This is a genomic window from Pseudomonas gebzensis (assembly GCF_034427815.1).
GTDB lineage: Bacteria > Pseudomonadota > Gammaproteobacteria > Pseudomonadales > Pseudomonadaceae > Aquipseudomonas.
This window is the reverse complement of the sequence record NZ_JAXQNS010000002.1, coordinates 200,800-227,145: the sequence shown is the minus strand read 5'-3', so window position 1 is coordinate 227,145 and position 26,346 is coordinate 200,800. Positions and strand designations below refer to the sequence as shown.

Below are 26,346 nucleotides of genomic sequence, written 5' to 3'. Positions count from 1 at the left end.
TCATGATCAACTCCTCTGGACTACATAGCAACGCCAGCAACTTCCAGAGCTTTGTGCAGAACCAAGTCGACCAACGCACCGGCCAGTACAATCTCTCGATCAGCTTGCAGGTGCCGGCCGGCAACGACCTGCTCGGCCCTGGCTTACCCTTGCGCCTGTCGTACAGCTCATTCGCCAACGAGAACACAGGGTTCGGCACCGGCTGGCAACTGGCAATGACTCAGTACGTGCCTGCCACTCAAATGCTGACCCTGCACACGGGGGAAAGCTACAAGGTGACAGGGAGCGGGCCGCAACCCGGCATTCGTGAACAGAAAATTCACAGTTTCTACTTTTACGACGACGGCGAGGACGGCAAAGGCCCCTATCGAGTCGTGCATAAATCCGGTCTGGTGGAAATCCTCACTCTGCACGACGTGGTCAACCCTATTGCCCTGCCCGCAAGAGCCATGGCGCCGGCCGGTCACGGCATCACGTTCAGCTACGTCCCGGAAAACCGGCGGCTGAGCCAGATCGTCGATGACAATGGCACACTGCTACTTGAGCTTAAATACACCGCCAGCCGGGTAACCCTAGAGACGCACCCGGGCTCAGGGGCTGACGACCAGCCGTTCATGCGCTATGCGTTGGAGCTGAGAAACCAGGCATTGGTCGAAGTAAAACTGCCACCCGAAGTCGGCGGTAACTGGCGCTTCGGTTACACCACCGCCCTTGGCTTGCCCTGTATTGCGAAGGTATCCACACCCACGGGCGCGGTGGAGGAAATCCGCTACGGCGAGGACAGCGACCCGGGCCACTTGCTGCCGGGCACAAATCCGCGAAGATTCCTGCCGCGGGTAACAAGCCATGAAGTCAAACCCCGCGCCGATCAGCCACCGTTGAAAACAACCTACACCTACAAGCATTTCGATGAAGCCAACAGCGTCGAGGTAGAGCACAGCTTTGTAGGCAGCAACAGCGGTGTCAGTTGGCGTGACGATGGCGAGGATAACCTGTACCGGGCATCCTCTTCTTATCACTACAGTGTCACTGCGCATTACTGGAAAGCGGGCGAAGTCGCGCGCAAACAAACCCAGACGTTCAACCGCTATCACCTGCTGACCCGACAGGTACTTGAAGAAAACGGCCATATCGAAGAAACCGAGACGGTGTTTCACGAACGCGCCGGGGTCAGTTTTGACAATCAACCTCGTTATTTCCAACTGCCCAAGACCATCACCAAACGCTACAAATTGCGCGGCGACGCCAGCAAACTGCGCTTGGAAACTGCCAGCATCTACTATGACGATTACGCCAATGTCATCGAAGAAATAGCTCCCACGGGAGTACGTACTACCTACGAGTACTACGACAAGCAAGGCGAAAAACGGCAGGGCGACGATCAGGGCGATACCTGGGCCTGCCCACCCGACCCGCAGGGCTTCGTGCGCAACCTCAAATGCAAGACGATCTACCCCGCAGAGGGGCTAGCGGGCGACGCGCCGGTACAACGGGCTCGTCTGAGCTACAAGGCCTACCCGACCCTGGCCAGCCAGGAGCAAGCGGGCGAGTGGCTTTCGCCGTGCGAAGAACAGGTCCTGCAAGTATCCGATGCCGGCCTGCCCAACGAAGCCGAACACTTGCTGCTGAAGGTGGAGCGCGCCTACCTGAACAAGCCAGACGACGCCTTCCTGCATGGTCGGCCAGATCATCAGGTGACCACCCGTTACGGTGAAGCCACCGACGATCCCGTACGCCGGGCAATGGATAGCCGCAGCTCACGTGTCGACTGGCATTACCGCAAAGTTGTCGACAAACAGTACGGCCTGGAATACTGGACCGATGAAACCGTATCCGGTTTTGATCTGGTGCAAAAAACCTCCAGTACGGCCGTGTCCGGTCTGCACGGTCAAACCGTGTATGAAGAGGATGATACGGGCAATGGTATCCGTCGCAGCTACGATGCCCTTGCACGCCTGACAAAAGAAACCTTTGCCCCAGGACAAGGCGAGGACGAGGCCAGCGCCAGCTACAGCTACGGATTGGTCACCCACCCTGAGCAAGGCGTGGCCGGGCTGGCCTCGCAGTCAACCACCAGCAGCACGGGTGTGACGACCTCGGTTACCCTCGACGGCTGCAGCCGGATGGTGACCGAAGAGCGTGAAAGCGAAGTACCGCACGCTTCGGATACTGCGCCCGGGGCTGAAAAACAGCGGCAACTCAAAGTAACGGCACGGCGTAAATATGATGAACTGGGCCAACTGACAGAAGAAACGGCCTTCGACTATCACGACGGCAGAACCCTGCAGCTGACCTCCACATTCGAATACGATTCCTGGAGCAGGCTGTGCAAGACTCGTCTGCCGAACGGTGCCGCCCAGCACAGCGAGTATTCGCCATTCGGCGAATCAGGCGATCTCGTCACTGCCTGGATCGAATCACCCGACAAGCCAGGTATTCGTCAACAGCAGCAGGTGACCGAAAGCAATCGCTTTGACAAAGTGGCTCGCCAGTATCGGCTGGATGAGGCAGGCGAGGCCGTTGGCCGTCTTGAATTCAGCTATGACGGTCTTGGCCGCTGCACCCGCCAAGAGCATGCATTCAAACGTGGCGACAAGTCAGTCAGCCGAATCACCGGCTACACCTATGACTCCGAAGGCCGGGTGACGCGTACCGAACGGCCGGGCGGCTCGGCAGTGCTTAGCCAGTTCGCGCTGCACAGCGCCGCGCCTCTGGCCGAGCAAGTACTGGTCGAGCCGCGCAAGGGTGCGCAACCTGTTCTTGCCTGGCAGCGCAATTACGATGGCCTTGAGCGCCTGAAGTCGCTGACAGCCGGCTTGCAGCACGAAACGTTTACCTACAAGCCTAATACGTCACTGTTGGAAACCCGTACTACAGCGCAACGCACCTTCACCTACCACTACCGCCCCACTCGCTCGGCCCAACCCAACCGAATCGACGTCAACGCACAGACGACTGCAACGTACGATTACCACAGCAAGACCTCGGCCATCAGCACGGCCAGCGACGAACAGGGCCTGCACAGGTATACCTATTCCGATCAGGGCTACCTGCTGAAAACTGAATGGGAGGATAAAGACGCAAAAAGCTACCACTGCGATTACCGCAACAGCATGCAAGGCCTGTTATTGGGCTACACCGAAAATGACGGGATCGAAGTGAGCCATGTCTACAACGACCTGGGCCAACTGCAAGAGACTCGCCAGGGTGACCTGGTCGCCATCTTCGACTACGACACCCTTGGACGGTTGTGGAAGACCACCACTGAGGACCAGAGCAACAAACAGATCGTTGAGTGCGTACAAACGTTCGACTCCCTTGGCCGAGAGGAGACACGCGAACAAACCCTTACCCGTGCCGATGGTTCCACACTGACTCAGAGCATCGTACTGACGTGGCAGGGCGATGACCAGATACGCACCCGCACGCTTACCCGTGATGGCCAACAGCTGTTGCAGGAGACGTTCAACTACGATGCGCTTGACCGGCTGGAAGAACACAGTTGCCAAGGCACGGTTCTGCCTGAAAACGCTGCTGGGCGTGCTATCAAGAATCAGTTTTTCGTCTATGACAGTTTTAACAATGTCACAGAGTGCTACACCGATTTCGCTGACGGCGCCTCGGACGAGGCTCTCTTTACCTATGATGGTTTCATCCTCAAACACGCAGAGCACTCGCTGCAACCCGATTACCCGGCCAGTCAAGCCTTCGACTCCGATGCCGAAGGCAACCTGCTGAACGACGAACAAGGCAACCGACTGGTGTACGACAAGCAGGGGCGCCTGTGTGAAGTGCAAAGCGCCAGCGATGGGCAACCCCTGAGCCGCTACCGCTATGACGGTCATAACGACCTGATCGGCGTTCGCCATGACCAGGCACCAGAAGTGTCGCGCCGTTACCAGGGCTACCGAGTGACCAGCACGCGCGAGGCAGACGTGCTCACCGAGTACCTGTACGCAGGGGATCGCCCTCTGGGCCTGCAACGTCCGGCCAGCAGCGCAGACAACCGGCTGTTCGTGACCGACCTCGCCAACACGGTGGTAGGCGAATGCAGTCACGACCAGCTGCATGACACCACCTACACCGCCTATGGCGACTCTCCGGACAACGACCAGCTAGTGGGCCTGCTCGGATTCAACGGTGAAGCCCGCGAGCGGGCGTTGGGTTGGTCATTGCTGGGGCGTGGCTACCGTGCCTACAACCCCGCGCTGATGCGCTTCCACAGCCCCGACACGGCTGCGCCTGAAGATGCCGGTATCAATCCCTATGTGTACTGTGGCGGCAACCCGGTCAATTGGCACGACCCAAGCGGCCATTACGGCATACGCAACAGCATGGAGCTGCCCTATATCCCACCAAAACCTGTAAAGCCCAAGGCAGACTGGCGCGCCTGGGTTGGCGTGGGGCTGGGCGCTGTTTTTGCAGTGGTCAGCTTCCTGTTGCTGCCGCCGGTGGGCCTGACCGTGGCCTTCGCGTATGGCGCAGCCAGCCTGGCCATTGACGCGGCCGCGACGGCGGTTTCAGTCGCAGCCATTACCACCGGCAGCCAAGCGGCAAATGACTGGGCGTTTTGGCTTGGGGTGGCCAGTGCGGTCAGTACATTGGGGATGATCGCTTATGGCCGGTTGGCGGCAAAGGGGGCGGGTAAGCTTGCTAGTGTCGGCCAACACACTGACGACGCAACGTCGCTGGCTTCCTCCACCGCAACGGCTAGGAACGGTGGCGGTGTACTCACGAGTAGAATCACTACAACGCATGGACGAGTCTGGAGGAAAGTCGCAACGCCATTCAATAACGAAATATCGACTCAAACACCGAGAATGGCCGCAAGCGTCGATGCCTCCACTCAAATAACCCAGAATGTCTCTGACATGGCGACGTCCATGACGCCGAGCGGATCGCTCCGCAGCATTGCCTCCAATCATTCAGCTGCTTCCAGCGCTTCAAATGCTTCTGGTTCGTCAGTTGGGTCGTACGGCTTGGAAGCATTGTTCGCTGAATCTGCTAGCTCTCTAGTTCCTGCTGCTCCTAGAGCGGAAAACTTTATCAATAGTCCCGGTTCCATTTTGGGATTTAGAAAAGATCCAAACTCCCCACATTGGATACCAACGGAAAGATCGTCCTATGGCCCTGTTACCGTTGTGATCCCTGTATAAAAGTTTTAGCGGCCGGCGCATCAGCCGGCCGTACCGGCCGAATGCAGTGAGGAAAATTCCACGGTAAATTAATGAAATATCCTACATGAATCATTTCAGCAAGACTTTAGTCTGCGCCTGGAACTTGCTCCCAATGACCCTCAATATTCTCTCATAGAGACAGGGCTCAAACGCTTCTCTCCACGGTGCCTGATAATGCAAAGACTTACACAGTACCGACCATTGCCAAGTTATTTACCTGCAATCTTTTTCCTTCCCTTGGCAAGTTGCGGTCTGCTGTTTTTGTTGATTGATCCGGCACTTGCCAAAGAACGCCCGCTGCAATTCAACCCCAACTTCATGCGCCAAACCCCAGGGCAATCCAGCGACGCCAGCGTCGCTGCCCTGGGTACCCTGGCTGCTCAAGCATCCGTGGCACCCGGCCGCTATCAGGTTGAAGTGCTGGTCAATCTGGCCCCGGCAGGACAGCACGACATCGATTTCCGTGAACGCCGTGATGGCAAAGGCCTGGAGCCTTGCCTGAGCGCCAGTTTATTGCGCGAGCTGGGCCTGCGTGAACAAGGTCTGGCAGAGCCCTTGCCCACGGACGAGCGCTGCGTGGACCTGCCTGCACTGGTCTCCGACGCCACTTACTACCTCGACGCTGGCCAACTCCAACTGGCGCTCTCGATTCCGCAGATAGCCCTGCGCCGCGACGTCGCCGGCAGCGTTGCGCCAGAGCGCTGGGACGACGGCATCAATGCCGCCTTTGTCAGCTATCAGGCATCCGCGCAACGTTTCAGCGGCCGCGCGGGCACTTCCAACGACAGCCAGGACCTGTACCTCAATGCCGGCATCAACCTGGGCGGATGGCGCTTTCGCAGCAGCCAAAGCTGGCGCGACGACGGTAAAGATCAGGAGTGGGTGCACTTCAATACTTACGCCCAACATGATCTGCCCGGCCATTGGGGCACACTGACCCTGGGAGAAACCTTCAGCAGCGGGGACGTGTTTCGTAGCCTGCCCATCAAAGGGGTGCAGCTGGCCACTGACCTGGGGATGCTGCCTGACGTGATGCAAAATTACGCACCGGTCATCCGCGGCGTAGCTCAGACCCGGGCCAAGCTTGAGGTGTTGCACAATGGCTACCCGGTCTACTCCACCTACGTTGCCGCTGGCCCTTACGAAATCAACGATTTGGGTATCGGTGGCAGCAGCGGCGACCTGGAAATCGTGCTCACAGAAGCTGATGGCCAGGTACGCCGCTTCATCCAGCCCTACTCTACCCTCAGCAATCTGCTGCGCGAAGGTGTATGGCGCTATAACCTGCTGGCGGGGCGCTATGACGGCGCCGAGGGCATCGACAGCCCGGCACTGTGGCAAGCCACCCTCGCCCGCGGCGGCCAATGGGGCACGACCCTGTACGGCGGCCTGATGGGCAGCGAGTACCATGACGCCGCCAACCTTGGCGTTGCACGCGACTTCGGTAGCTTCGGCGCATTGTCGCTGGACGCAACGCAGTCTCGTACCGACCTGGGCGGGCAAGGCGGCCAGGTACAGGGGCAAAGTTACGCCATGCGTTACGGCAAGGCTTTTCAGACCGGTACCAGCCTGCGTTTCGCTGGCTACCGATACTCGACCGAGGGCTACCGCGAATTCGACGAGGCCGTGCAACAGCGTAACGCCTCCAGCCGCTACCAGGGCAACCGACGCAGCCGCCTTGAAACGTCGATCTACCAATCGTTCAGCAACCGTAATTCGCTGAGCCTGACCTTGTCCCAGGACGATTACTGGAACTCCAATCGCCAGCGGCGTCAGTATCAGTTTCAGTTCAATACCCATTACCGACGGGTCAGCATCAATCTGTATGCCTCGCAATCGTTGAACACCGACCGCGGCAGGCACGGTGTGACCGGCCGCAGGAGCGACCGCATCGTGGGGCTTGGCGTTACCCTCCCGCTGGACTGGGGCTCATCGAGTACGGCCAGTTTCGACGTGCAGGAAAGCAACGGCCATCTCAGCGAACGCGCTACCTTGAGCGGCGGCTCGCCGGATAATCGTCTGAGTTACCTGGCCTCGTTGGCCAATGACGAACAGCAGCGCAAGACGGTATCGGCGTCGATGGCGTACCAGACGCAAAAGGTCAACCTGGGAGCGGGCTTCACCGAGGCGGACGACTTCCGCAGCGTCTCGGTCAATGCCAGCGGCGCAGTACTGGCCCACGCGGGCGGTATCGTCCTAGGACAGTACCTGGGCGAGACTACCGCGCTGGTGCATGTCCCCGCAGTGCCCGGCGTAGGCGTTGACAACGTACCCGGTGGCCGCACCGACACCAATGGCTACATTCTCGCTCCGCACATGCGCCCCTATCGGGTCAATCAGGTCACGCTGCAAACGGATGAGCTCAATCCGGATGTTGAAATCGAAAACGGCGCCACCCAGGTCGTGCCTCGTCGAGGCGCAGTCGCCCTGGCTGCCTTCAAGGCACGGCACGTCAGCCGCCTGATCCTCACCTTGCAACATGCCGACGGCCGCCCACTGCCTTTCGGTACCCAGGTCACTGACCAGCAGGGTAACCACTTGGCGATAGTGGGCCAGGCTGGCCAGGCCCTGGCAGCCACCGATGCCCATGCCCAAACCCTGGAAGCGCGCTGGGGCAAGCGTAACGAGCAGCGCTGCCTGTTGAGAGTCGACCCCACAGCCATGCCAGAAGAGCAAGGCTACCGCCTGCAGACCCTGCGTTGCCCTACTCCTTGACCTCGCCCTAGCGCGATGCCACGTGTTTGCTACAGGAAACGACCATGCTCCCTTTTTCGCGTTTGATCATCGGCATTGCCGCTTCGGCAGCGATATTGACATTGCCCGGCCGGGCCCATGCCTTAGGATGCGAATGGCCGACCACAACGGGCCCGTTGCAGTACATCCACAACCTGGGGGCGTTGAAATGGGTAGCACGTGATGCCCCCGTAGGCAGCAAGATCTATTCAACTACCAGCACTGGCGTACGCGGGCCCGGGTTTGCATTGAAGTGCGATAACGACGCGTCGCTGTTGCTGACGGCGGACATGGGTACCCCATTACCGATCGCCCCCGGCACCTTTCCCCCCGTCGACGGTAGGGACGTTACTGGCAAAGTACTCGAGACCAGTATTCCGGGTGTTGGCCTTTATCTGGAACTGGGTGGCTTTCTTAACGCCACTGCAAGCAACGCGTTTTTGGCGAACGACGGGGGAGTCGGTGCGATTCCGTATCTGGGTGAGAACCAGAGAAGGATGTCACCGTCCCCGCTTCTGATGACGAATCTGGTCATCAAGTACATGGCCCTGATCAAGACCGGCACCATCCCGGCCGGGGTCAGCTCATTCAGCCAGGAAGTTGTCCGAGGGGTGGTCAGCGATGTCGGGGATGCCGTCAGGTTGACGCTCAGTGGTCAGGTGCAGCAGGCCCAGTGCACAGTCAAGGCCGACGCGGTCAGTGCCAACCCGGTACAACTGGGCACCCACGACATCGCCGACTTTACAGGCCAAGGCAGTACCAGCAATGCGGTTGATTTCTTCATTACCCTCAGCGATTGCGAAGACGATCCGGCGGCCAGTGTTGCGCGTGCGTTCATGCGCCTGGACGGCGTTGACGGGTCGATACCGGTGGACCGGGACATGGGGCTGTTCACCCTGACGACGGATTCTACCGCCACGGGTATCGGCATCCAGGTACTGCGCAGCGACAATACTCCGATCAAGCTCGAGGATTACGTTGACATGCTGGGCCTCACCTCGGGCATCACGCGCCTCGACCTGCGGGCTCGTTATTACCAGACTGGGGCGAGGGTTGTACCCGGTGAGGCCAAAGGCGCCTTGAATTTCACCATCGAGTACCGCTAGCAGCCCTGGCAGGCGGGTGATGCCAGGGCTGGCACGCCCCACGCTCGAGATCGCGCTGAATAAACATGAAAACCCTGGTCACGCAGTGGGCACGCACGCGTACGCCAATAGGCATGACAGGGCCAAGCCCCTCCTGGCAGGTGATCGCCGACCTTGTTGCGATGGGAAACCGAACGCGCTCGATGAGTCGGCCCCAGGGCTGAGCGTGCTGTATCGGCGTACAGAGGAGATGCGCCTCGAGCACGAGTCTAAACGGGCTGATGGCTGAAGCTGAAAACGAAAAAAGACGCCGAAGCGTCTTTTTTGTAGACCCAAGCATCTATGTAAGCCTGTAGGTCGATATGTGGAGCGGGAAACGAGACTCGAACTCGCGACCCCGACCTTGGCAAGGTCGTGCTCTACCAACTGAGCTATTCCCGCATGTGAAGCTTAAACCGCGATTGGCGTGAAGCGCCTTGACGACCCTCACCACCACTGCACCGCATAGACGCCACAGTCATCAAACTGGAGCGGGAAACGAGACTCGAACTCGCGACCCCGACCTTGGCAAGGTCGTGCTCTACCAACTGAGCTATTCCCGCAAATGGCGTCCCCTAGGGGACTCGAACCCCTGTTACCGCCGTGAAAGGGCGGTGTCCTAGGCCACTAGACGAAGGGGACACACGACACTGTTCAGCACAAGACTTTCAGCGCACCAAACCTGAACCTCACGATTCAACCTGGATTTTCTTTTCCTGCCTCGCCCTATAGGCGCTGCCGGAGAAACTGGAGCGGGAAACGAGACTCGAACTCGCGACCCCGACCTTGGCAAGGTCGTGCTCTACCAACTGAGCTATTCCCGCAATGGCGTCCCCTAGGGGACTCGAACCCCTGTTACCGCCGTGAAAGGGCGGTGTCCTAGGCCACTAGACGAAGGGGACACGCTGCTGGCATTTACATGCCGGCTTTCACTCCCTGCAACGGTTGGCTGTGTGCTTTACGCTGCAAGTGGCGCGCATTCTAGGGAGCGAGCGGTATCCCGTCAATACCTTTGTAGAAATTTATTTAAATCAATGACTTCGGGGCTTTCGCAGACGGGCTGACTGCAACCTCGCGACCCTGGCGTTGCTTTTATGGCGCCGCCTCGGCAAGCTCACGCCATTGTGCCAGTACGCGGCAGCCTGCCGGTCCGTTTGCACTGTTCCGCTGTCTTCGGAGCCACTAGACTCCGAGGGTAGACCTTCCTATATAGAGGCAACAACGGTGACTCCACTTCTGATCACCCTGCTCATCGTGGCCGGGATCACGCTGCTGATCGTGATCGGCTATCTAAACAATGCCGTGGAGAACAACAAGGTCGAACGAGCACGCAACAAGCTGGAACTCAGCGAGCGCCTCAAGCGCTGTGAAACGCTCAACGAAACCTTTCCCAGCCAGTTGATCAACGCGCCGCTCAAACTGCTGATGACGCGTCTGGAGCTCAACCTCAATCAGCGCCTGCTGGCGGTAGAGCGCAAGAGCCCGCGTTACCCGGCGCGCATCGCCGAGCTGGAAGCCTTGATCGCCAAGGGCGAGGACATCCCGGTCAATAATCCGCCGGCGCCGATCCTGACCGAAGCCAAGGCCAAGGACGTGCGCTTCCTCCTGGAAGTGCTGCACAACCAAGTGGTGCGCGCCACTGCCGAGGGTTTTCTGCAGAACATCGAAAGCAAGCACTGGATCAAGGAAATCCACCACATCCTGGTGTTGCTGCACATTGAGTTCTTCAACAACCTGGGCCAGCGTGCGCTGCAGCAGCAGCAGCCTGGTCAGGCACGTTTGGCGTTCGAGCGCGGCGTGCAGTACCTGAAGAAGCAGGCAGAACCCAAGCAGTACGAGGAACAGCGACTTTATCTGGAAAAACTGCTGGCCCGTGCCGATGCGCAGGTGCTGGACCAGATGGAGCCGAGCGAGGACGCGGAAAACGAACTGAATGAAGGCTTGAAGAGCGACGAAGAAGAGACCTGGAAGAAGAAGGCCATGTACGACTGATGCGCACCGGCCCGCTGGAACGTGGTGGCAACTTTCAGGGCAGCGCTGCCGCCCATCGCGGCTGACCGGAGCCCCGGGCCCGCCGCTCCCACAGACCGCAGTTCTTTGCAGAAGGCGGTGCAGATAGGAAACCGCATGAAGCTGCCCACCGCGTTCCCTGTAGGAGCAATTGTCTGTCACTCGGCGATGACAAACGGTGATGCATTCCCGCTATCAGGCCGACTTCGCTGTCCATCGCGAGCAAGCTCGCTCCTACCCTGAGATTCACAGGATTTTATAGGAGCGGCCGCTCCGGACTGCCGCGATGGCCGGCGCAGCCGGCCCTCCTGAGATCAGCAGTCGGTCAGCGACAGAAACACCGCCGCCAAGCGCTCCAACCCTGCCTGATCCGCCTCGCTGAAACGCCCGACCGTCGGGCTGTCCAGATCCAGCACGCCAATCAGCCTGCCCTCTTTGACCAGCGGAATCACCACTTCGCTGTTCGACGCACTGTCGCACGCGATATGCCCGGGGAAGGCATGCACGTCCTCGACGCGCTGGGTCTGTCGCGTGCGCGCCGCTGCACCACAGACGCCTCGGCTGAACGGAATCCGCACGCACGCCACTTGCCCCTGAAACGGCCCGAGCACCAGCTCTTCATTGCGGTTGAGGTAGAACCCGGCCCAGTTCAGGTCGTCGACCTGGTGATAGAGAAACGCCGAAAACTGCGCGGCATTGGCGATGAAGTCGCGCTCGTCAGCGAACAGGGCCTGTACTTGTGCGGCCAGCAGGTCGTAGCCGTCGAGGCCTTGGCCATTGGCATTGAGGTCGATCATTCAGGCTTGCTCCAACAATTGCAGCCCGACCCAGTAGCGGGCGAACTGGTAGGCACAACGGCCGTTACGGTTACCGCGGCCGGTGGCCCAGCGCACAGCGAGGATATCCAGCGCTTCATCACGCTGCCATTGCAGGCCGGCAGCGCCGGCCAGTTGGCCGATCCAGTGTTCGACCACATCGAGGTAGTGCTCTTGAGTGAAGGGGTAGAACGACAACCACAGGCCGAATCGGTCAGACAATGCAATCTTGTCTTCCACCGCCTCGCTGGGGTGCAGCTCGCCGTCCACGCGCTTCCAGTTTTCGTTGTCGCTTTCCTTTTCCGGCACCAGGTGGCGGCGGTTGGAGGTGGCATACAGCAGCACGTTGTCCGGCGCTTGTTCCAACGAACCATCGAGCACGCTTTTAAGTACGCGGTAGTCACCCTCCCCGGCTTCAAAAGACAGGTCGTCGCAGAACAGGATGAAGCGCTGCGCCAGCGTTTGCAGTTGCTCGACCACACGCGGCAGGTCGGCCAGGTGATCGCGCTCGATCTCGATCAGGCGCAACCCGGCGCTCGCGTGTTCGGCCAGCAGCGCGCGCACCAGCGACGACTTGCCGGTGCCGCGCGAGCCCCAGAGCAAGGCGTGGTTGGCGGGAAGGCCGCTGATGAATTGCTGGGTATTGCGCCCCAACTGCTCACACTGCCTATCCACGCCGATCAGGTCGGACAGGCGCGTATCCAGGCTCACTTGCAGCGGCAGCAGGTAGCCGCTGCGACCGTCGCGCTGCCAGCGTGCGGCCAGGGTGGCGGACCAGTCGATGTGCGGGCGCAGGGCCGGCAACAGCGGGTCGAGCCGCGCCAATACCGATTCGGCGCGGTCGAGAAAAGCGTTCATGCGGGCGTCCATGATGGCTCCTGACGGGAAAATGGGATGAGGCTGACGCCGCTGGCGCGCACAGAACACAGCGGCCATGGCGCTTGGGCTATGCTAGCGCTGCGCAATGGAGGTACACCGGCTCGGGGCCCATGGATATCAAGTTCACCAATCGCCTGTCGTATAAACAGGCCAAGCTCACCGTGCTGGTGGGCTTCATGCTGGGAACCTTGCTCAGCGTTGTGCAGATCGGCATCGATTATGCCAGCGAAGACGCGTCCATCAACCGCGAACTGCAAACCGTGCTGCAAATCAGCCACGATACCGCTTCGCGCATCGCCTACAACATCGACGCCGAACTTGGCGAGGAACTCACCGGCGGGCTGCTGCGCTCACCGGCCATCATTCGCGCGCGACTGATCGACAACAACGACACGGTACTCGCCGACAGCCAGCGGCCCAGAGAAGAGCGCCGGTTTCGCGCAGTGTCTGATTTCCTGTTCGGCGAACAGCGCCAGTTCCAGGACCGCTTGTTCCTCGCTCAAATGCCCGACGAATACCTCGGTACGCTGTACCTGGACGTCGACACCTACGCCTTCAGCAGCCGCTTTCTTGACCGCGCCGGCCTGACCCTGCTCACCGGTTTCACTCGCAGCCTGTTACTCACCGGCCTACTGCTGGCGCTGTTCTACCTGATGCTGACCAAGCCCCTGGTCACGGTCATCAGCGCCCTGAGCAGCGGGCGCCAGACCCGGCTGAACTGCCCCAGCGGCCATGAGCGCGACGAGATCGGCGTGCTGGTGAAGGTTGCCAATGGGCAGTTCGTCAGCATGGCCACCGAAATCGAACAGCGACGCAACGCCGAAAACCGCCTGACCCAGTACCTGAACGAACTCGAAGACATCGTTTCAGCGCGCACCGAGGCGCTCAAGGCCAGCCACGATCGCCTCAGCCACACCAACCATGAGCTCGAGCAAGCGCGCGGTCGGGCGCTGGACATGGCCCACGCGCGCGCGGCGTTCCTGGCCAACATGAGCCACGAGATCCGCACCCCGCTCAATGGCCTGCTGGGCATGATCGGTCTGACCCTCGACAGCGCACTCAACCCTGAACAGCACCAGCAGCTGTCGATTGCGCACGACTCGGGCAAGGTGCTGGTGGGGCTGCTCAACGATATTCTCGACCTGTCCAAGTTCGATGCCGGGCAGCTACAGCTTGAAACCATCGGCTTCGATGTGGCGACCATGGTCGAAGACACCGCCAGCCTGCTGTCACAGAACGCGGCCGCCAGCGTTGAACTCACCTGCCTGATCGCCCCACAGATGCCAGCCACGGTGCTGGGTGACCCGACCCGGGTGCGCCAGGTGCTCAGCAACCTGCTCTCCAACGCGCTCAAGTTCACCCGCTTCGGGCGTGTGGATGTGCGCCTGGTGCCGATTGTCGGTGGCGTGCAGGTGCAGGTATGCGACACCGGCATCGGGATTTCCGACGACGCCCAGGCGCGGATCTTTCAGCCGTTCATCCAGGCGGGCGCCGGCATCACTCGGCAGTACGGTGGCACCGGGCTGGGCCTGGCCCTGGCGCGCAACCTGTGCAGCGCCATGCGCGGACGTTTGCACGTGCAATCGCAGGTCGGGTTTGGCAGCACGTTCACCGCCGACCTGCCGTTGCTGGGCAACGGCCGTGCGATCGAGTGGCCACCCCTGTGCGGCCGGGTGCATGCCTTGAGCCGCGCAGGCAGCGGCTTGAGCGAGCTGTTGCAGACGCAACTGCCGAGTTGGGGGCTGCACTACCAGCGCCATGACAGCCCGCAAAGCCTCGACAATGAGGCCATGGATCTGCTGATTACCGATGATCTCGAAGCCTTGGAGCAGCTGCGCCCGGCACTGTCGACGCCGATCCTGCTGATCAGTGCCTACGGACGCTTTCTGTCGGTTGAACACGCCCGACAGCTGGCCCCTCTTCATCAGCTGGGCCGGCCACTGGCACGTGGCACCTTGCATGAAACGTTGCGCCGGGCACTGCAAGGGGCCCTGCCGAGCGCAATGGCCGGCCAGGCGACAGGCCCGCTGGAATCGCAAGGGGCGCAGATTCTGTTGGTCGAAGACAACCCGGTGAACCAACTGGTGGCCAAAGGCATGCTGGCCAAGCTCGGGTATCGGGTGCAGGTAGCCGGCAACGGTGCCGAAGCGCTGGAACGCCTGGAGACGCAACCGTTCGACCTGGTGCTGATGGACTGCAACATGCCGGTCATGGACGGGTACGAGGCCACCCGCCTGATTCGCCAGCGGGCCCGCTGGCCAGGGCTACCGGTGGTGGCCCTGACCGCCAACGCCATGCCCGAGGAGCGCGAGCGCTGCCGCGCGGCGGGCATGGACGACTACCTGGCTAAACCCTTTCGCCGTGAACAGCTGCAGGCGCTGATCGAGCGCTGGCTACCGCTCAGCGACTGACCAGGCGGTCGATGTCGGCTTCCAGCGCCTTGGGTTTGGTCGTTGGCGCGTAACGGGTGACCTGACCACTCACCGGATCGACCAGGAACTTGGTGAAGTTCCACTTGATCCGCTCGGTGCCCATCACGCCCGGCGCGCGCTTTTTCAGCTCGCGAAACAGTGGGTGGGCCAGCTCGCCGTTCACATCGACCTTGCGAAACAGCGGGAAACTGACCCCGAAGTTGCGCTCGCAGAACTGCGAAATCGCCAAGGTATCGCCCGGTTCCTGATGGCCGAACTGGTTACAGGGAAAGCCCAGCACCACCAGGCCGCGGTCACGGTATTGCTGCCAGAGCTGCTCGAGGCCGGCGTACTGCGGGGTGAAGCCGCACTGGCTGGCGGTATTGACCACCAGCAGGGCTTTGCCAGGGAAATCGCCCAGGCGTTTGTGCTCGCCGGTCAGGGTCAGACAGGAAATGTCGAGAAGTGTGTCGGCCATGATCGGCTCCGTTCAGTCGCGCGGCTTGAAATCGAGGCACACCGAATTGATGCAGTAGCGCAAACCGGTCGGCGCCGGGCCGTCGGGAAAGACGTGGCCCAGGTGCGCATCACAGCGCGCGCAGGTCACTTCGGTACGGATCATGCCGTGGCTGGTATCGCGAATCTCGATCATGGCGGCGTCGTTGATGGGCTGGTAGAAGCTGGGCCAGCCGCAACCGGAGTCGAACTTGGCGGCCGAGTCGAACACCTCCAGGTCGCAGCAGATGCAGCGGTAGATGCCGTCGCGCTTCTCGTCGTTGTATTTGCCGGTGAACGGCCGTTCGGTGCCCTTGAGTCGGCACACCTGGTACTGGGCTGGATCGAGCATCTGCTTCCACTCTTCCAGGGTTTTATCAATCTTTTGCATAGGAACCTCGGCAGGCTGAATTTCACCGGGTGCTGTCTTTATTTATAGCGCCGGTGACACGTATATTAGTGGGCTTATCTGGCCAGCCAGTCTGGCATGCGCCCTGCCCCTCTCCAATCTTTCAACGCGCCGGGCGCAGCGACTTCTCAACCGGGATCACACCATGCAGTTCAGCAAATCGAACAAGCTCGCCAATGTCTGCTATGACATTCGCGGTCCTGTGCTCAAGCACGCCAAGCGTCTGGAAGAGGAAGGCCATCGCATCCTCAAGCTGAACATCGGCAACCCGGCGCCCTTTGGTTTCGAGGCGCCGGACGAAATCCTCCAGGACGTCATCCGCAACCTGCCTACGGCTCAGGGCTACAGCGACTCCAAAGGCCTGTTCAGCGCACGCAAGGCGGTCATGCAGTACTGCCAGCAGAAGCAGATCGAAGGCGTTGGCATCGAAGACATCTATCTGGGCAACGGCGTGTCCGAACTGATCGTCATGTCCATGCAGGCACTGCTCAACAATGGCGACGAAGTGCTGATCCCGGCACCGGATTATCCGCTGTGGACCGCCGCGGTCAGTCTCGCAGGGGGCAACCCCGTGCACTATTTGTGCGACGAGCAGGCCGATTGGTTCCCTGACCTGGACGACATCAAGTCCAAGATCACGTCCAACACCAAGGCACTGGTGATCATCAACCCGAACAACCCCACGGGCGCAGTGTATTCGCGCGAGCTGATGCTGGGCATGCTGGAGCTGGCTCGCCAGCACAATCTGGTGGTGTTCTCCGATGAAATCTACGACAAGATCCTTTACGACGAAGCCGTGCACATCAGCACTGCGGCACTCGCGCCAGACTTGCTGTGCCTGACCTTCAACGGCCTGTCCAAATCCTACCGGGTAGCCGGTTTCCGCTCCGGCTGGCTGATCATCTCCGGCCCCAAGCACAACGCGCAGAGCTACATCGAAGGCATCGACATGCTGGCGAACATGCGCCTGTGTGCCAACGTGCCGGCCCAGCACGCCATTCAGACTGCGCTGGGCGGCTACCAGAGCATCAACGACCTGATCTTGCCGCCGGGCCGCTTGCTCGAACAGCGCAACCGGACCTATGAACTGCTCAACGACATTCCGGGCGTGAGCTGTGTCAAACCCATGGGCGCGCTCTATGCGTTCCCGCGTATCGATCCGAAGGTGTGCCCGATCTTCAACGACGAACGCTTCGCGCTTGATCTGCTGCTGTCGGAAAAACTGCTGATCGTTCAGGGCACCGCATTCAACTGGCCGTGGCCTGACCACTTCCGCGTGGTCACGCTGCCACGGGTGGATGACCTGGAGCAGGCCATCGGTCGAATCGGCAATTTCCTCAAAGGCTATTCGCAGTAAAGCGCTTGGCGGGCGGCCCATGAGCTGAGCCTCATGCGGCTGCCTGCCGCTGACCCCGCTGTTCGCCACCAGGCCTCAGAAGCCTCTTACATCCTGCAACGCTCTATCCCACAAGCGTTTCAGATGCCTCTGTCATACTTCGCCTACACAGTTTGAAATAGTCGGCCGGTTGAATCCGTCCGCTCTCCCCCTTATATACCCCCGCAGTACGCACCTCTTTCATCCGTCAGGAGAACGTGACAACCATGATGCGCATCTTGTTGTTTGTAGCCACCAACCTTGCGGTGGTGCTGGTTGCAAGCATTACTCTGAGCCTGTTCGGCTTCAACGGGTTCATGGCCGCCAACGGGGTCGACCTCGACCTGGGCAGCCTGCTGGTCTTCTGCGCCGTGTTTGGCTTCGCCGGCTCCCTGGTCTCGCTGTTCATCTCCAAGTGGATGGCGAAGATGAGTACGGGCACCCAGATCATCACCCAGCCGCGCACCCGGCATGAGCAGTGGCTGCTGCAAACCGTCGAGGAGCTGGCCCGCGAGGCCGGGATCAAGATGCCCGAGGTCGGCATCTTCCCCGCCTACGAGGCCAACGCCTTTGCCACCGGCTGGAACCGTAACGACGCGCTGGTGGCAGTGTCTCAGGGGCTGCTGGAGCGTTTTTCGCCCGATGAAGTGCGGGCCGTACTGGCCCACGAAATCGGCCATGTGGCCAACGGCGACATGGTGACCTTGGCGCTGGTGCAGGGCGTGGTGAACACCTTCGTGATGTTCTTCGCGCGTATCATCGGCAACTTCGTCGACAAGGTGATCTTCAAGAACGAGGAAGGCCGCGGCATCGCCTACTACGTAGCGACCATCGTCGCCGAGCTGGTGCTGGGCATTCTGGCCAGCATGATCGTGATGTGGTTCTCGCGCCGCCGGGAATACCGCGCGGATGACGCCGGCGCGCGACTGGCCGGCACCGGGGCGATGATCAATGCCCTGCAGCGCCTGCGCTCGGAGCAAGGTATGCCGGTGCACATGCCCGATACGCTGAAAGCGTTCGGCATCAACGGCGGGCTCAAGCAGGGCCTGGCTGGCCTGCTGATGAGCCACCCGCCGCTGGAAGATCGCATCAATGCACTGCGCCAGCGCGGCTGAAACCGGTAGCAACACGAAGGGCGACTGCGGTCGCCCTTTTTTGTGCCCGCTTGATGGCCATCAGCGCGTGAGCCGATACACCCGCTCAAGCAAGGTCCGCACGCCGGCAGCCACGAAACGTGGGCTGTCCTGAGCGATCAGATGCTGCTCGAGTTCAGCCACCTGCCAGCCAGCGAAACCCTGGCGCACTTCAACGTCCCGCACGCAGAACGGCGGCCCGTCGATCAGCGCCTGGTCATACTCCAGGGTCACCAGCAGGCCCTGGGCTGGCGCAGGCAGCAAGCGGCCCAGGTGCGAGAAATAGGACTGCCGCATCGGCGGCGGCAAGGCGATCAGGGCGGCGCGGTCATAGAAACCCGCACAGCCGTGCAGATCGTTCTCTGTCAGGGCGAAGAAGTCGCCGCACCAGAGCTCGATCGCCCCTGCCCGCCACACTTCAAACACACCGCGCGGCTCAACGACGGGCGTCAGCTGATGCGCCTCGAAAAACGCCGCCACCGCCTCGCGTGACAGTTCGACGCCCAGCACCCGATGCCCCTGCTCGGCCAGCCAGAGCAGGTCGAGGCTCTTGCCGCACAATGGCACCAGTACCTGGCTGCCCACCGCCAGGCCCAGCTCAGGCCAGGCGTTGCGCAAATAGGGGTTGACCTGCGCCTGATGAAAACCGATCTGTTGCGCTGCCCACCGTTGATGCCAGAACGCCGGCTCCATGGTTGTGTGCTCTTGAGGAGTGAGCGGGAAAGCTTACCCCAGACAAGCGCTTGCCGTGTACACGGGCAAAGCGCCTTCCTCAACGACACGCAAAAAAATCCCCGGCACCGGGCCGGGGATTTTCTACAACAACGCCAGGATCAATCTTCGCGGTAGCGACGCAGCTTCAGCTGCTTGCCAGCCACGCGGGTGTCCTTGAGCTTGGACAGCAGACGCTCCAGGCCCTCTTCCGGCAGCTCGACGAGGCTGAAGCTATCGCGCACCTGAATGCGACCGATTGCATCGCGGGCCAGGCCGCCTTCATTGAGGATGGCGCCCAGCAGGTTCTTGGCAGCGATGCCATCGCGGGCACCCAGCGCGGTACGGCAACGCACGCGACCTTCGCCCAGTGGCATTGGCGCACGACGCTCGCGGTCTGCACCGCTGCGCTCGGAACGCTCGCCGCTACGCTCGGTGCGCTCACGCGGAGCACCGCCAGTCGGTACCAGAGGCTGCTCGCGCTCCACCGATTCCAGGCTCAGTGCCTGGCCGTTGGTCGCTTTGCGCAGCAGGGCCGAGGCCAGGGCACGCGGGGTGCAGCCAAGGTCAGCGGTCAGGCGGTCGAGCAGTTCGCCATGGCTGGCTTTTGCTTCGGCAACCAGCGGCGCCAGGCTCGCGGTCAATTTCTTGATGCGTGCGTCGAGTACCGCTTGTGCGCCTGGCAGGCGTGCTTCGGCAACCTTCTGCCCGGTGACACGCTCGATCAGTTGCAGCATGCGGCGCTCACGCGGGGTGACCAGCAGCAATGCGCGACCTTCACGACCGGCACGGCCGGTACGGCCGATACGGTGTACGTAGGACTCAGGGTCGTACGGCATGTCGACGTTGAACACGTGAGTGATGCGCGGTACGTCCAGGCCACGGGCAGCGACGTCGGTGGCAACGACGATGTCCAGGCGACCATCCTTGAGCGATTCGATCACACGCTCACGCTGGTTCTGGGCAATGTCACCGTTCAGCGCAGCGGCTTTGTAGCCTTTGGCTTCCAGGGCCGAGGCCAGGTCGAGGGTGGCTTGCTTGGTGCGCACGAAGGCGATCAGCGCGTCGAACTCCTCGACTTCCAGCAGACGCAGCACAGCTGCGATCTTCTGGTCGGCGTGCACCATCAGGTGAGCCTGGTCGATGGCGGTGACGGTCTGGGTCTTGGTCTGGATCTTGACGTGTTTCGGGTCACGCAGGTGACGTTCGGCGATCGAGCGGATCGACGACGGCAGGGTGGCCGAGAACAGGACGGTCTGACGGGTTTCGGGAATGGCGTCGAAGATGACTTCCAGGTCATCCATGAAGCCGAGCTTGAGCATTTCGTCGGCTTCGTCCAGCACCAGGAATTTCACGGTGGACAGGACTTTTTCGTCGCGGCGCAGGTGGTCGCACAGACGACCTGGCGTGGCGACGACGATTTGTGCGCCGTTGCGAATGGCCTTCAGCTGCGGGCCCATCGGGGCGCCACCATACACAGCTACCACGTTAACGCCAGGCATCTGCTTGGCGTAGGTTTCGAAGGCCGTGGCGACTTGCAGCGCCAACTCACGGGTTGGCGCAAGGATCAGGGCTTGCGGTTCGCGCTTGCTCACATCGATGCGATTGAGGACCGGCAGTGCGAAAGCAGCGGTTTTACCGGTGCCCGTCTGCGCCTGGCCGATCATGTCGTGACCGGCAAGGATGATCGGAATCGACTGTTGCTGAATAGCGGACGGCTCTTCATAGCCGGTCGCTACAACGGCAGCAACGATGTTCGGGTGAAGTTCGAGAGCGGCGAATCCGCCGGTTTCCTGGGTCATGGGTCTGCCTCTAGAGTGCATCCGCAAAGACCCATGCTCCAAAGCTGCACATGCCTTGAAAGACCGGAAGGTCACCCAGGCAGCTTTGGCGGCGGGGATTTGCGAAAACGATTGAAAAAGGAACGTGTGAGAGGGTCCGCCTAGCGGACGTACAGCCGAAGCTGCACTCGGAGGATTTGCACCACCTGATTTTGCGGTCCGCTAAAAGACCGGCGCGTACTATACCCGAAGCCTGCCTGAAACGTGAGGAAAATTTTCACCCTGAACGGTCAGTCCGGGCCAGGCGGTGGCGCGAGCTGAATCGGTTGGGCCAGGTAGCTGGGGAATGAACCTCGCTGGGTCGACCAGTCAGCGGTCTGGAGAGCGTCGCCTCCACTGCGGGAGATATCGGTCTTGTTCCAGCGCCGCGCAACGGTGGTGGATGAGTGGGCCTGGCCAGAGCGATCGGTGGTGTCTGTATCAGGCCGGCTGCGCCTGCCATCGCGGCACTCGCCGCTGCCCTCTCGACCGCGCGGCAGCACGGATTTTGTCCGTCATAACCCTGTGCAAGCAACCGGCCGGACTGGACGCAACACCGTGCCGGCAACGAACGCCCCCCCAACCCGAGCCTTCAGCTTGCCGGCCGAATCGCCTGGATCAGGCGCTCCAGGCTATAGCCCAACTGCGGCGCCAGCGCTGCGGCGCGGGCCTTGAGGCCATCGACGTCGAGGTGCTGGTCAAGGTCAGCCGGCACCAGCAGGATGACGTTACCCTCGCTTACCGGCAGTTCCCAGTAATGGCGGTGGTACAGGCCGCGCAGCAACGCCGCGCCCAGCGGCTTGCCGTCGTCGGTAGCCCACTGGTTGATCACCAGCCAGCCGCCGGGGTTGAGCTGCCGCTGGCAATCCTCGAGAAAGCGCCAGGCCATATGGCCCACTCCAGGACCGGTGTCGGTGTACAGATCGACAAACAGCACGTCGGCCTTCTCGGCGCTCGGCAGCAGCTCGAGCGCATCACCGATGCGCACGTACAGGCGCGGATCGTCTTCCAGGCCCAGATGCTCCATGGCCAGGCGCGGTACATCCGGGCGCAGCTCGATGGCTTCGACGTCTTCCAGCGGCAGGAACTTCAGGCATGCCTGGGTCAGCGTGCCGGCACCCAACCCCAGGAACAGCGCGCTGTCAGGCGCCGGGTGGCAGAGCGCGCCGACCAGCATGGCGCGGGTGTAGTCGTACTCCAGCCAGCTGGGGTCGGCGGTGAAGGTGCAGCTCTGCTCGATGGCATCACCGAACTCGAGAAAACGGTACTCGTCCACTTCATAAACGCTGATGACACCGTAGGCATCCTCGACCCGGGCCAGTAGCCGTTCATTACGCTCGGTAGTCATGCCAGCTCCTGCTTGTCCGGGCAAAACCGCGATTCTCCGTGAATGCCGGCACTGCAACAAGCGCACCCCCACCTGATACGATGACGGCCAGCCCTCCCCTGACCTTGATAGAGCCCGTGATGACCCAACCCTGGAGCCCTGAAAGCTGGCGCGCCCTGCCGATCCAGCAGCAACCCACCTACCCCGACGCCGCCCACCTGGCCAAGGTCGAACAGCGTCTGGCCAGCTATCCGCCGCTGGTGTTCGCCGGTGAAGCGCGCGAGCTGCGCCGCCAGTTCGCTGAAGTCACCGAGGGTCGGGCATTTCTGCTGCAAGGGGGCGATTGTGCCGAGAGCTTTGCCGAGTTCAGCGCCGGCAAGATTCGCGACACCTTCAAGGTACTGCTGCAGATGGCAATCGTCATGACCTTCGCTGCGGGCTGCCCGGTGGTGAAGGTAGGCCGCATGGCGGGCCAGTTCGCCAAGCCACGTTCGACCAACGATGAAACCATCGGCCAGGTCACCCTGCCCGCCTACCGCGGCGACATCGTCAACGGCATCGGCTTCGACCCGGTCAGCCGTGTGCCCGACCCCGAGCGCCTGCTGCAGGCCTACAACCAGTCCACGGCGAGCCTCAACCTGCTGCGCGCCTTCGCGCAAGGGGGCTTCGCTGACCTGCATCAGGTGCACAAGTGGAACCTGGACTTCATCGCCAACGCGCCTGTGGCCACCAAGTACCACCAACTTGCCGACCGCATCGACGAAACCCTCGCGTTCATGCGCGCCTGCGGCCTGGACAGCGCCCCGCAACTGCGCGAAACCAGCTTCTTCACCGCCCATGAGGCGCTACTGCTGAATTACGAACAGGCCTTCGTGCGTCAGGACAGCCTCACGGGCGATCACTACGACTGCTCGGCGCACATGCTCTGGATCGGCGACCGTACCCGTCAGCTCGACGGTGCCCACGTGGAGTTCCTGCGCGGCGTGCATAACCCGATCGGGGTCAAAGTCGGCCCGAGCATGAACCCCGACGACCTGATCCGCCTGCTCGACATCCTCAACCCCAGCAACGACCCGGGCCGCCTCAACCTGATCGCGCGCATGGGCGCGGGCAAGGTGGGCGACCATTTGCCAGGGCTGATCCGCAAGGTCGAGGGCGAAGGGCGCAAGGTGCTGTGGAGCTGCGACCCGATGCATGGCAACACCATCAAGGCCAGCACCGGCTACAAGACCCGCGACTTCGCGCAGATCCTCGATGAGGTGAAGCAGTTCTTCCAAGTGCACCAGGCCGAGGGCAGCTATGCCGGCGGTATCCACATCGAGATGACCGGGCAGAACGTCACTGAGTGCATCGGTGGTGCGCGGCCGGTGACCGAAGATGCGTTGTCGGATCGCTATCACACCCACTGCGACCCGCGGCTCAATGCCGATCAGTCGCTGGAGCTGGCCTTCCTGATTGCGCAAACATTGAAAGACGTGCGCCGCTGACTGCGCCGCTCGCCCGCACACTGCAGGGCTCGCCGCCAGGCCGACATGCCGGCCTTGGTGGCTAAGGCCCTTCAGGGTTCGCAGGGCAGGTGAAACTCACACAGGCCAGTGGCAGCGGTGTCAGTCGCGAAGGGCGGCAAAGCCGTCCTCGATGAAACGACGCGTGAGGTGCGACGATATGGCTAACCGCCATCGCTTCGCCCTTCAGCTCTGGTCGACTCGGCCCGAGCGCCAGAGCTGCCGTTACGCAAGCAAGCACCGTAAGCCTGGGGTGGCGGCGTGACCACCGGCCGCTCAGACCTCCAGCAGCAACAACCCCGCACAGAGCAGCAGAAATCCGCAGAACAGTCCGCGCAATACTTTCTCCGGCAAGGCGTGAGCGAGCTTCACGCCCCAACTGATGCTCAACAGCCCGCCCACGGCCATTGGCAACGCCACGGCCCAGACGACGCTGTCGTGCAGCGCATAGGTGACCAGCGTGACGAAAGTGCTGGGCGCCGCCAGCGACAGCGACAGGCCTTGGGCTACCACCTGCGTAGTGCCGAATACACTGGTCAGGATCGGCGTGGCCACTACTGCGCCGCCGACGCCGAACAACCCACCCATGGCCCCGGCAAAACTGCCCAGCACACCCAGCCACGGCCAGCCGTAGCGAAGTTCAGGGCTGGCCTTGGCTACCGGCAGGAACAGGCGCAGCGCGTTCCATACCACCAGCACCAGCAGGAAGCCGACAAACCCCAGGCGCATGGCCTGAGCGTCGACGCCCACGGCCCAGATCGAGCCAAGCCAGGCGAAGACGAAACTGCACACCGCCAGCGGCAATGCATGCCGCAGTTCGATGCGATTGCGCTGGTGATAGCGCCACAGCGCCAGCAGCACGTTCGGCACCACCATGACCAGCGCCGTGCCTTGGGCCACTTGCTGATCCAGCCCGAACAGCACACCCAGCGCGGGAATGGCGATCAACCCGCCGCCAATGCCGAACACCCCACCTACGGTACCGAGCGCTGCGCCCAGCACCAGGTACATCAAACCCTCGACCATCCGTCCCATCCCGCTCATTTCACGAGCGGCCATGCTAACAGCCCCGCCTCGCCGTGAAACCTTTCGCAACATCTCTCGGGCCAACGAACGCCGTCAATCCAGTGGAAAAACACGCTGGACGGGTGCTTTCGCAGCCTTTATCGGACCAGTCGTAAATTTGAAACGAACCTTCCTGACATCTCATGGCTCGAAATTCCAAGAGCCGCTTTAGTTCGCGGTTGCGCTAACAATTGGCCCCGCGTAATGAACTGCGATGGTAACCAGCGGTTGATCGTTCGCTGCCCATTTCCTCCATCTCGCTTTCAAGGACTTGCATGAACGCCGACACCAAAGCCCCCCGAGATGAGTTGTTGTTGGACAATCAGGTCTGTTTCGCCCTGCACTCGACCTCGCTGATGATGACCAAGGTGTACAAACCCTTACTGTTGAAGCTGGGCCTGACCTACCCGCAATACCTGGCGATGCTGGTGTTGTGGGAGCAGGACGGGCTGACCGTCGGCGAGATCAGCCACCGGCTGTTGACCGACCCCGGCTCGCTGACGCCCCTGCTCAAGCGCCTGGAAAGCGAAGGCCTGCTCAAGCGCACGCGCAGTCGCGATGACGAGCGTGTGGTGATCGTGCAACTGACCGACAAGGGCCAGACGCTGCGTCGCGAAGCACAGCGCATGCCGCAATCGATTACCGAAGCCAGCGGGCGTACCGCCGAGCGCCTGCAAGCCTTGCAGGCCGAGCTGGTGGAAATCCGCGCCAGTCTGCAGAAGAAGCTCTGAACGACAGGCACAAAAAACCCGGCCGAAGCCGGGTTTGGGTACTACGCAAGGCGCATTACTTCTTCGCGCGACCTTTGTAGGTGCCGTCGCGGGTGTCGATTTCGATCAGCTCGTCGATCTCGATGAAGTCAGCAACCGACAGCTCGGTACCGTTGGCCAGCCGGGCTGGTTTCATCACTTTGCCGGAGGTATCGCCACGGGCAGAGCCTTCGGTGTAGTCGACTCGACGCACGATGGTGGTCGGCAGCTCGACCGAAACCAGACGGTCTTCGAAGAACACCGCTTCGCAGACATCTTCCATGCCTTCTTCGATGAACGGCAGAACGGCTTCGATGTCTTCGGCGTTCAGCTCGTACATGGTGTAGTCAGTGGTGTCCATGAAGGTGTAGGAGTCACCGCTGATGAACGACAACGTGGCTTCTTTGCGATCGAGGATCACGTCGTCCAGTTTGTCGTCGGCGAAGTAGACCACTTCGGTCTTGTAGCCGGTCAGCAGGTTCTTCATTTTGGTCTTCATGATCGCGCTGTTGCGACCCGACTTGGTGAACTCGGCTTTCTGCACGAGCCACGGGTCGTTGTCGATCCGCAGGACGGTGCCGGGTTTCAGTTCTTTACCAGTTTTCATT

Annotated in this window: 18 protein-coding genes and 5 tRNA genes; 9 read left to right on the top strand and 14 right to left on the bottom strand. The window is 61.3% G+C overall.

The genetic code is table 11. The features are described from left to right. Positions 1-2 precede the first annotated feature (2 nt). From SJI00_RS05120 to SJI00_RS05110, 3 genes are all read left to right on the top strand, one after another. Positions 3-5,156, top strand: a complete 5,154-nt coding sequence (locus SJI00_RS05120; protein WP_322460661.1) for an RHS repeat-associated core domain-containing protein — start codon at positions 3-5, stop codon at positions 5,154-5,156. A 195-nt stretch (positions 5,157-5,351) separates the two neighbouring features. Further along, on the top strand, positions 5,352-7,892 hold the full coding sequence (locus SJI00_RS05115; protein WP_416220998.1) for a fimbria/pilus outer membrane usher protein: 2,541 nt from the start codon (positions 5,352-5,354) through the stop codon (positions 7,890-7,892). Between the two features lie 44 nt (positions 7,893-7,936). Then, on the top strand, positions 7,937-9,016 hold the full coding sequence (locus SJI00_RS05110) for a fimbrial protein (protein WP_322460659.1): 1,080 nt from the start codon (positions 7,937-7,939) through the stop codon (positions 9,014-9,016). 344 nt (positions 9,017-9,360) lie between these two features. Here SJI00_RS05110 and SJI00_RS05105 read toward each other — a convergent pair. The 5 genes from SJI00_RS05105 to SJI00_RS05085 form a co-directional block, all read right to left on the bottom strand. Beyond that, positions 9,361-9,436, bottom strand: a tRNA-Gly gene (locus tag SJI00_RS05105). A gap of 85 nt (positions 9,437-9,521) precedes the next feature. Then, a tRNA-Gly gene (locus SJI00_RS05100) sits at positions 9,522-9,597 on the bottom strand. Positions 9,598-9,600: 3 nt separating this feature from the next. Further along, positions 9,601-9,676: transfer RNA gene (locus SJI00_RS05095), tRNA-Glu, on the bottom strand. Positions 9,677-9,782: 106 nt separating this feature from the next. Continuing rightward, a tRNA-Gly gene (locus SJI00_RS05090) sits at positions 9,783-9,858 on the bottom strand. 2 nt (positions 9,859-9,860) lie between these two features. Further along, positions 9,861-9,936: transfer RNA gene (locus SJI00_RS05085), tRNA-Glu, on the bottom strand. Positions 9,937-10,258: 322 nt separating this feature from the next. Here SJI00_RS05085 and SJI00_RS05080 point away from each other — a divergent pair. Further along, positions 10,259-11,026 carry a hypothetical protein gene (locus SJI00_RS05080; RefSeq protein WP_322460658.1) on the top strand — a complete coding sequence of 256 codons (768 nt, stop codon included), beginning with the start codon at positions 10,259-10,261 and terminating at the stop codon, positions 11,024-11,026. 332 nt (positions 11,027-11,358) lie between these two features. Here the strand turns inward: SJI00_RS05080 and SJI00_RS05075 are convergent, their stop codons facing one another. Next, positions 11,359-11,841, bottom strand: a complete 483-nt coding sequence (locus SJI00_RS05075; protein ID WP_322460657.1) for a GAF domain-containing protein — start codon at positions 11,839-11,841, stop codon at positions 11,359-11,361. Further along, positions 11,842-12,729 carry an ATP-binding protein gene (locus SJI00_RS05070; protein ID WP_322460656.1) on the bottom strand — a complete coding sequence of 296 codons (888 nt, stop codon included), beginning with the start codon at positions 12,727-12,729 and terminating at the stop codon, positions 11,842-11,844. A 119-nt stretch (positions 12,730-12,848) separates the two neighbouring features. Between SJI00_RS05070 and SJI00_RS05065 the strand changes: the two genes are divergently transcribed. Then, the gene (locus SJI00_RS05065) at positions 12,849-15,149 is read left to right on the top strand and encodes a response regulator (protein WP_322460655.1); all 2,301 of its coding nucleotides are present in this window, start codon (positions 12,849-12,851) and stop codon (positions 15,147-15,149) included. Here SJI00_RS05065 and SJI00_RS05060 read toward each other — a convergent pair. Together SJI00_RS05060 and msrB are read right to left on the bottom strand one after the other, a co-directional pair. After that, complete coding sequence (locus tag SJI00_RS05060; RefSeq protein WP_322460654.1) at positions 15,139-15,627, bottom strand: glutathione peroxidase; 489 nt, start codon at positions 15,625-15,627, stop codon at positions 15,139-15,141. The two genes, SJI00_RS05065 and SJI00_RS05060, sit on opposite strands and share 11 nt — an antisense overlap. Positions 15,628-15,639: 12 nt before the next feature. Further along, a complete protein-coding gene (gene msrB, locus SJI00_RS05055; protein ID WP_322460653.1) occupies positions 15,640-16,035 on the bottom strand; it encodes a peptide-methionine (R)-S-oxide reductase MsrB in 396 nt (131 codons plus the stop codon). A gap of 163 nt (positions 16,036-16,198) precedes the next feature. Here msrB and SJI00_RS05050 point away from each other — a divergent pair, with 163 nt between their 5' ends. Then, positions 16,199-17,410 carry a pyridoxal phosphate-dependent aminotransferase gene (locus SJI00_RS05050; RefSeq protein ID WP_322460652.1) on the top strand — a complete coding sequence of 404 codons (1,212 nt, stop codon included), beginning with the start codon at positions 16,199-16,201 and terminating at the stop codon, positions 17,408-17,410. A gap of 245 nt (positions 17,411-17,655) precedes the next feature. Then, entirely contained in the window at positions 17,656-18,543 is an 888-nt protein-coding gene (htpX, locus tag SJI00_RS05045; protein ID WP_322460651.1) for a protease HtpX, read from the top strand. A gap of 60 nt (positions 18,544-18,603) precedes the next feature. Here the strand turns inward: htpX and SJI00_RS05040 are convergent, their stop codons facing one another. From SJI00_RS05040 to SJI00_RS05030, 3 genes are all read right to left on the bottom strand, one after another. After that, positions 18,604-19,254 (bottom strand): thiopurine S-methyltransferase, encoded by a 651-nt coding sequence (locus SJI00_RS05040; RefSeq protein ID WP_322460650.1) that lies wholly within the window; start codon positions 19,252-19,254, stop codon positions 18,604-18,606. Positions 19,255-19,394: 140 nt separating this feature from the next. Next, entirely contained in the window at positions 19,395-21,074 is a 1,680-nt protein-coding gene (locus SJI00_RS05035; protein ID WP_491630664.1) for a DEAD/DEAH box helicase, read from the bottom strand. 610 nt (positions 21,075-21,684) lie between these two features. Continuing rightward, positions 21,685-22,440: a spermidine synthase gene (locus SJI00_RS05030; RefSeq protein ID WP_322460649.1), complete on the bottom strand. Its 756-nt coding sequence runs from the start codon at positions 22,438-22,440 to the stop codon at positions 21,685-21,687. Positions 22,441-22,559: 119 nt separating this feature from the next. Here SJI00_RS05030 and SJI00_RS05025 point away from each other — a divergent pair, with 119 nt between their 5' ends. Next, positions 22,560-23,906, top strand: coding sequence for a class II 3-deoxy-7-phosphoheptulonate synthase (locus tag SJI00_RS05025; RefSeq protein ID WP_322460648.1), 1,347 nt, complete (start codon positions 22,560-22,562; stop codon positions 23,904-23,906). A 294-nt stretch (positions 23,907-24,200) separates the two neighbouring features. On the opposite strand, the gene SJI00_RS05020 is transcribed toward SJI00_RS05025, so the two are convergent. Beyond that, a complete protein-coding gene (locus SJI00_RS05020; protein ID WP_322460982.1) occupies positions 24,201-24,950 on the bottom strand; it encodes a sulfite exporter TauE/SafE family protein in 750 nt (249 codons plus the stop codon). 314 nt (positions 24,951-25,264) lie between these two features. On the opposite strand from SJI00_RS05020, the gene SJI00_RS05015 reads away from it, so the two are divergent. Continuing rightward, entirely contained in the window at positions 25,265-25,720 is a 456-nt protein-coding gene (locus SJI00_RS05015) for a MarR family winged helix-turn-helix transcriptional regulator (RefSeq protein ID WP_322460647.1), read from the top strand. 55 nt (positions 25,721-25,775) lie between these two features. Here SJI00_RS05015 and SJI00_RS05010 read toward each other — a convergent pair whose 3' ends face one another. Further along, a complete protein-coding gene (locus SJI00_RS05010) occupies positions 25,776-26,345 on the bottom strand; it encodes an elongation factor P (protein WP_312935941.1) in 570 nt (189 codons plus the stop codon). Position 26,346 lies beyond the last annotated feature (1 nt).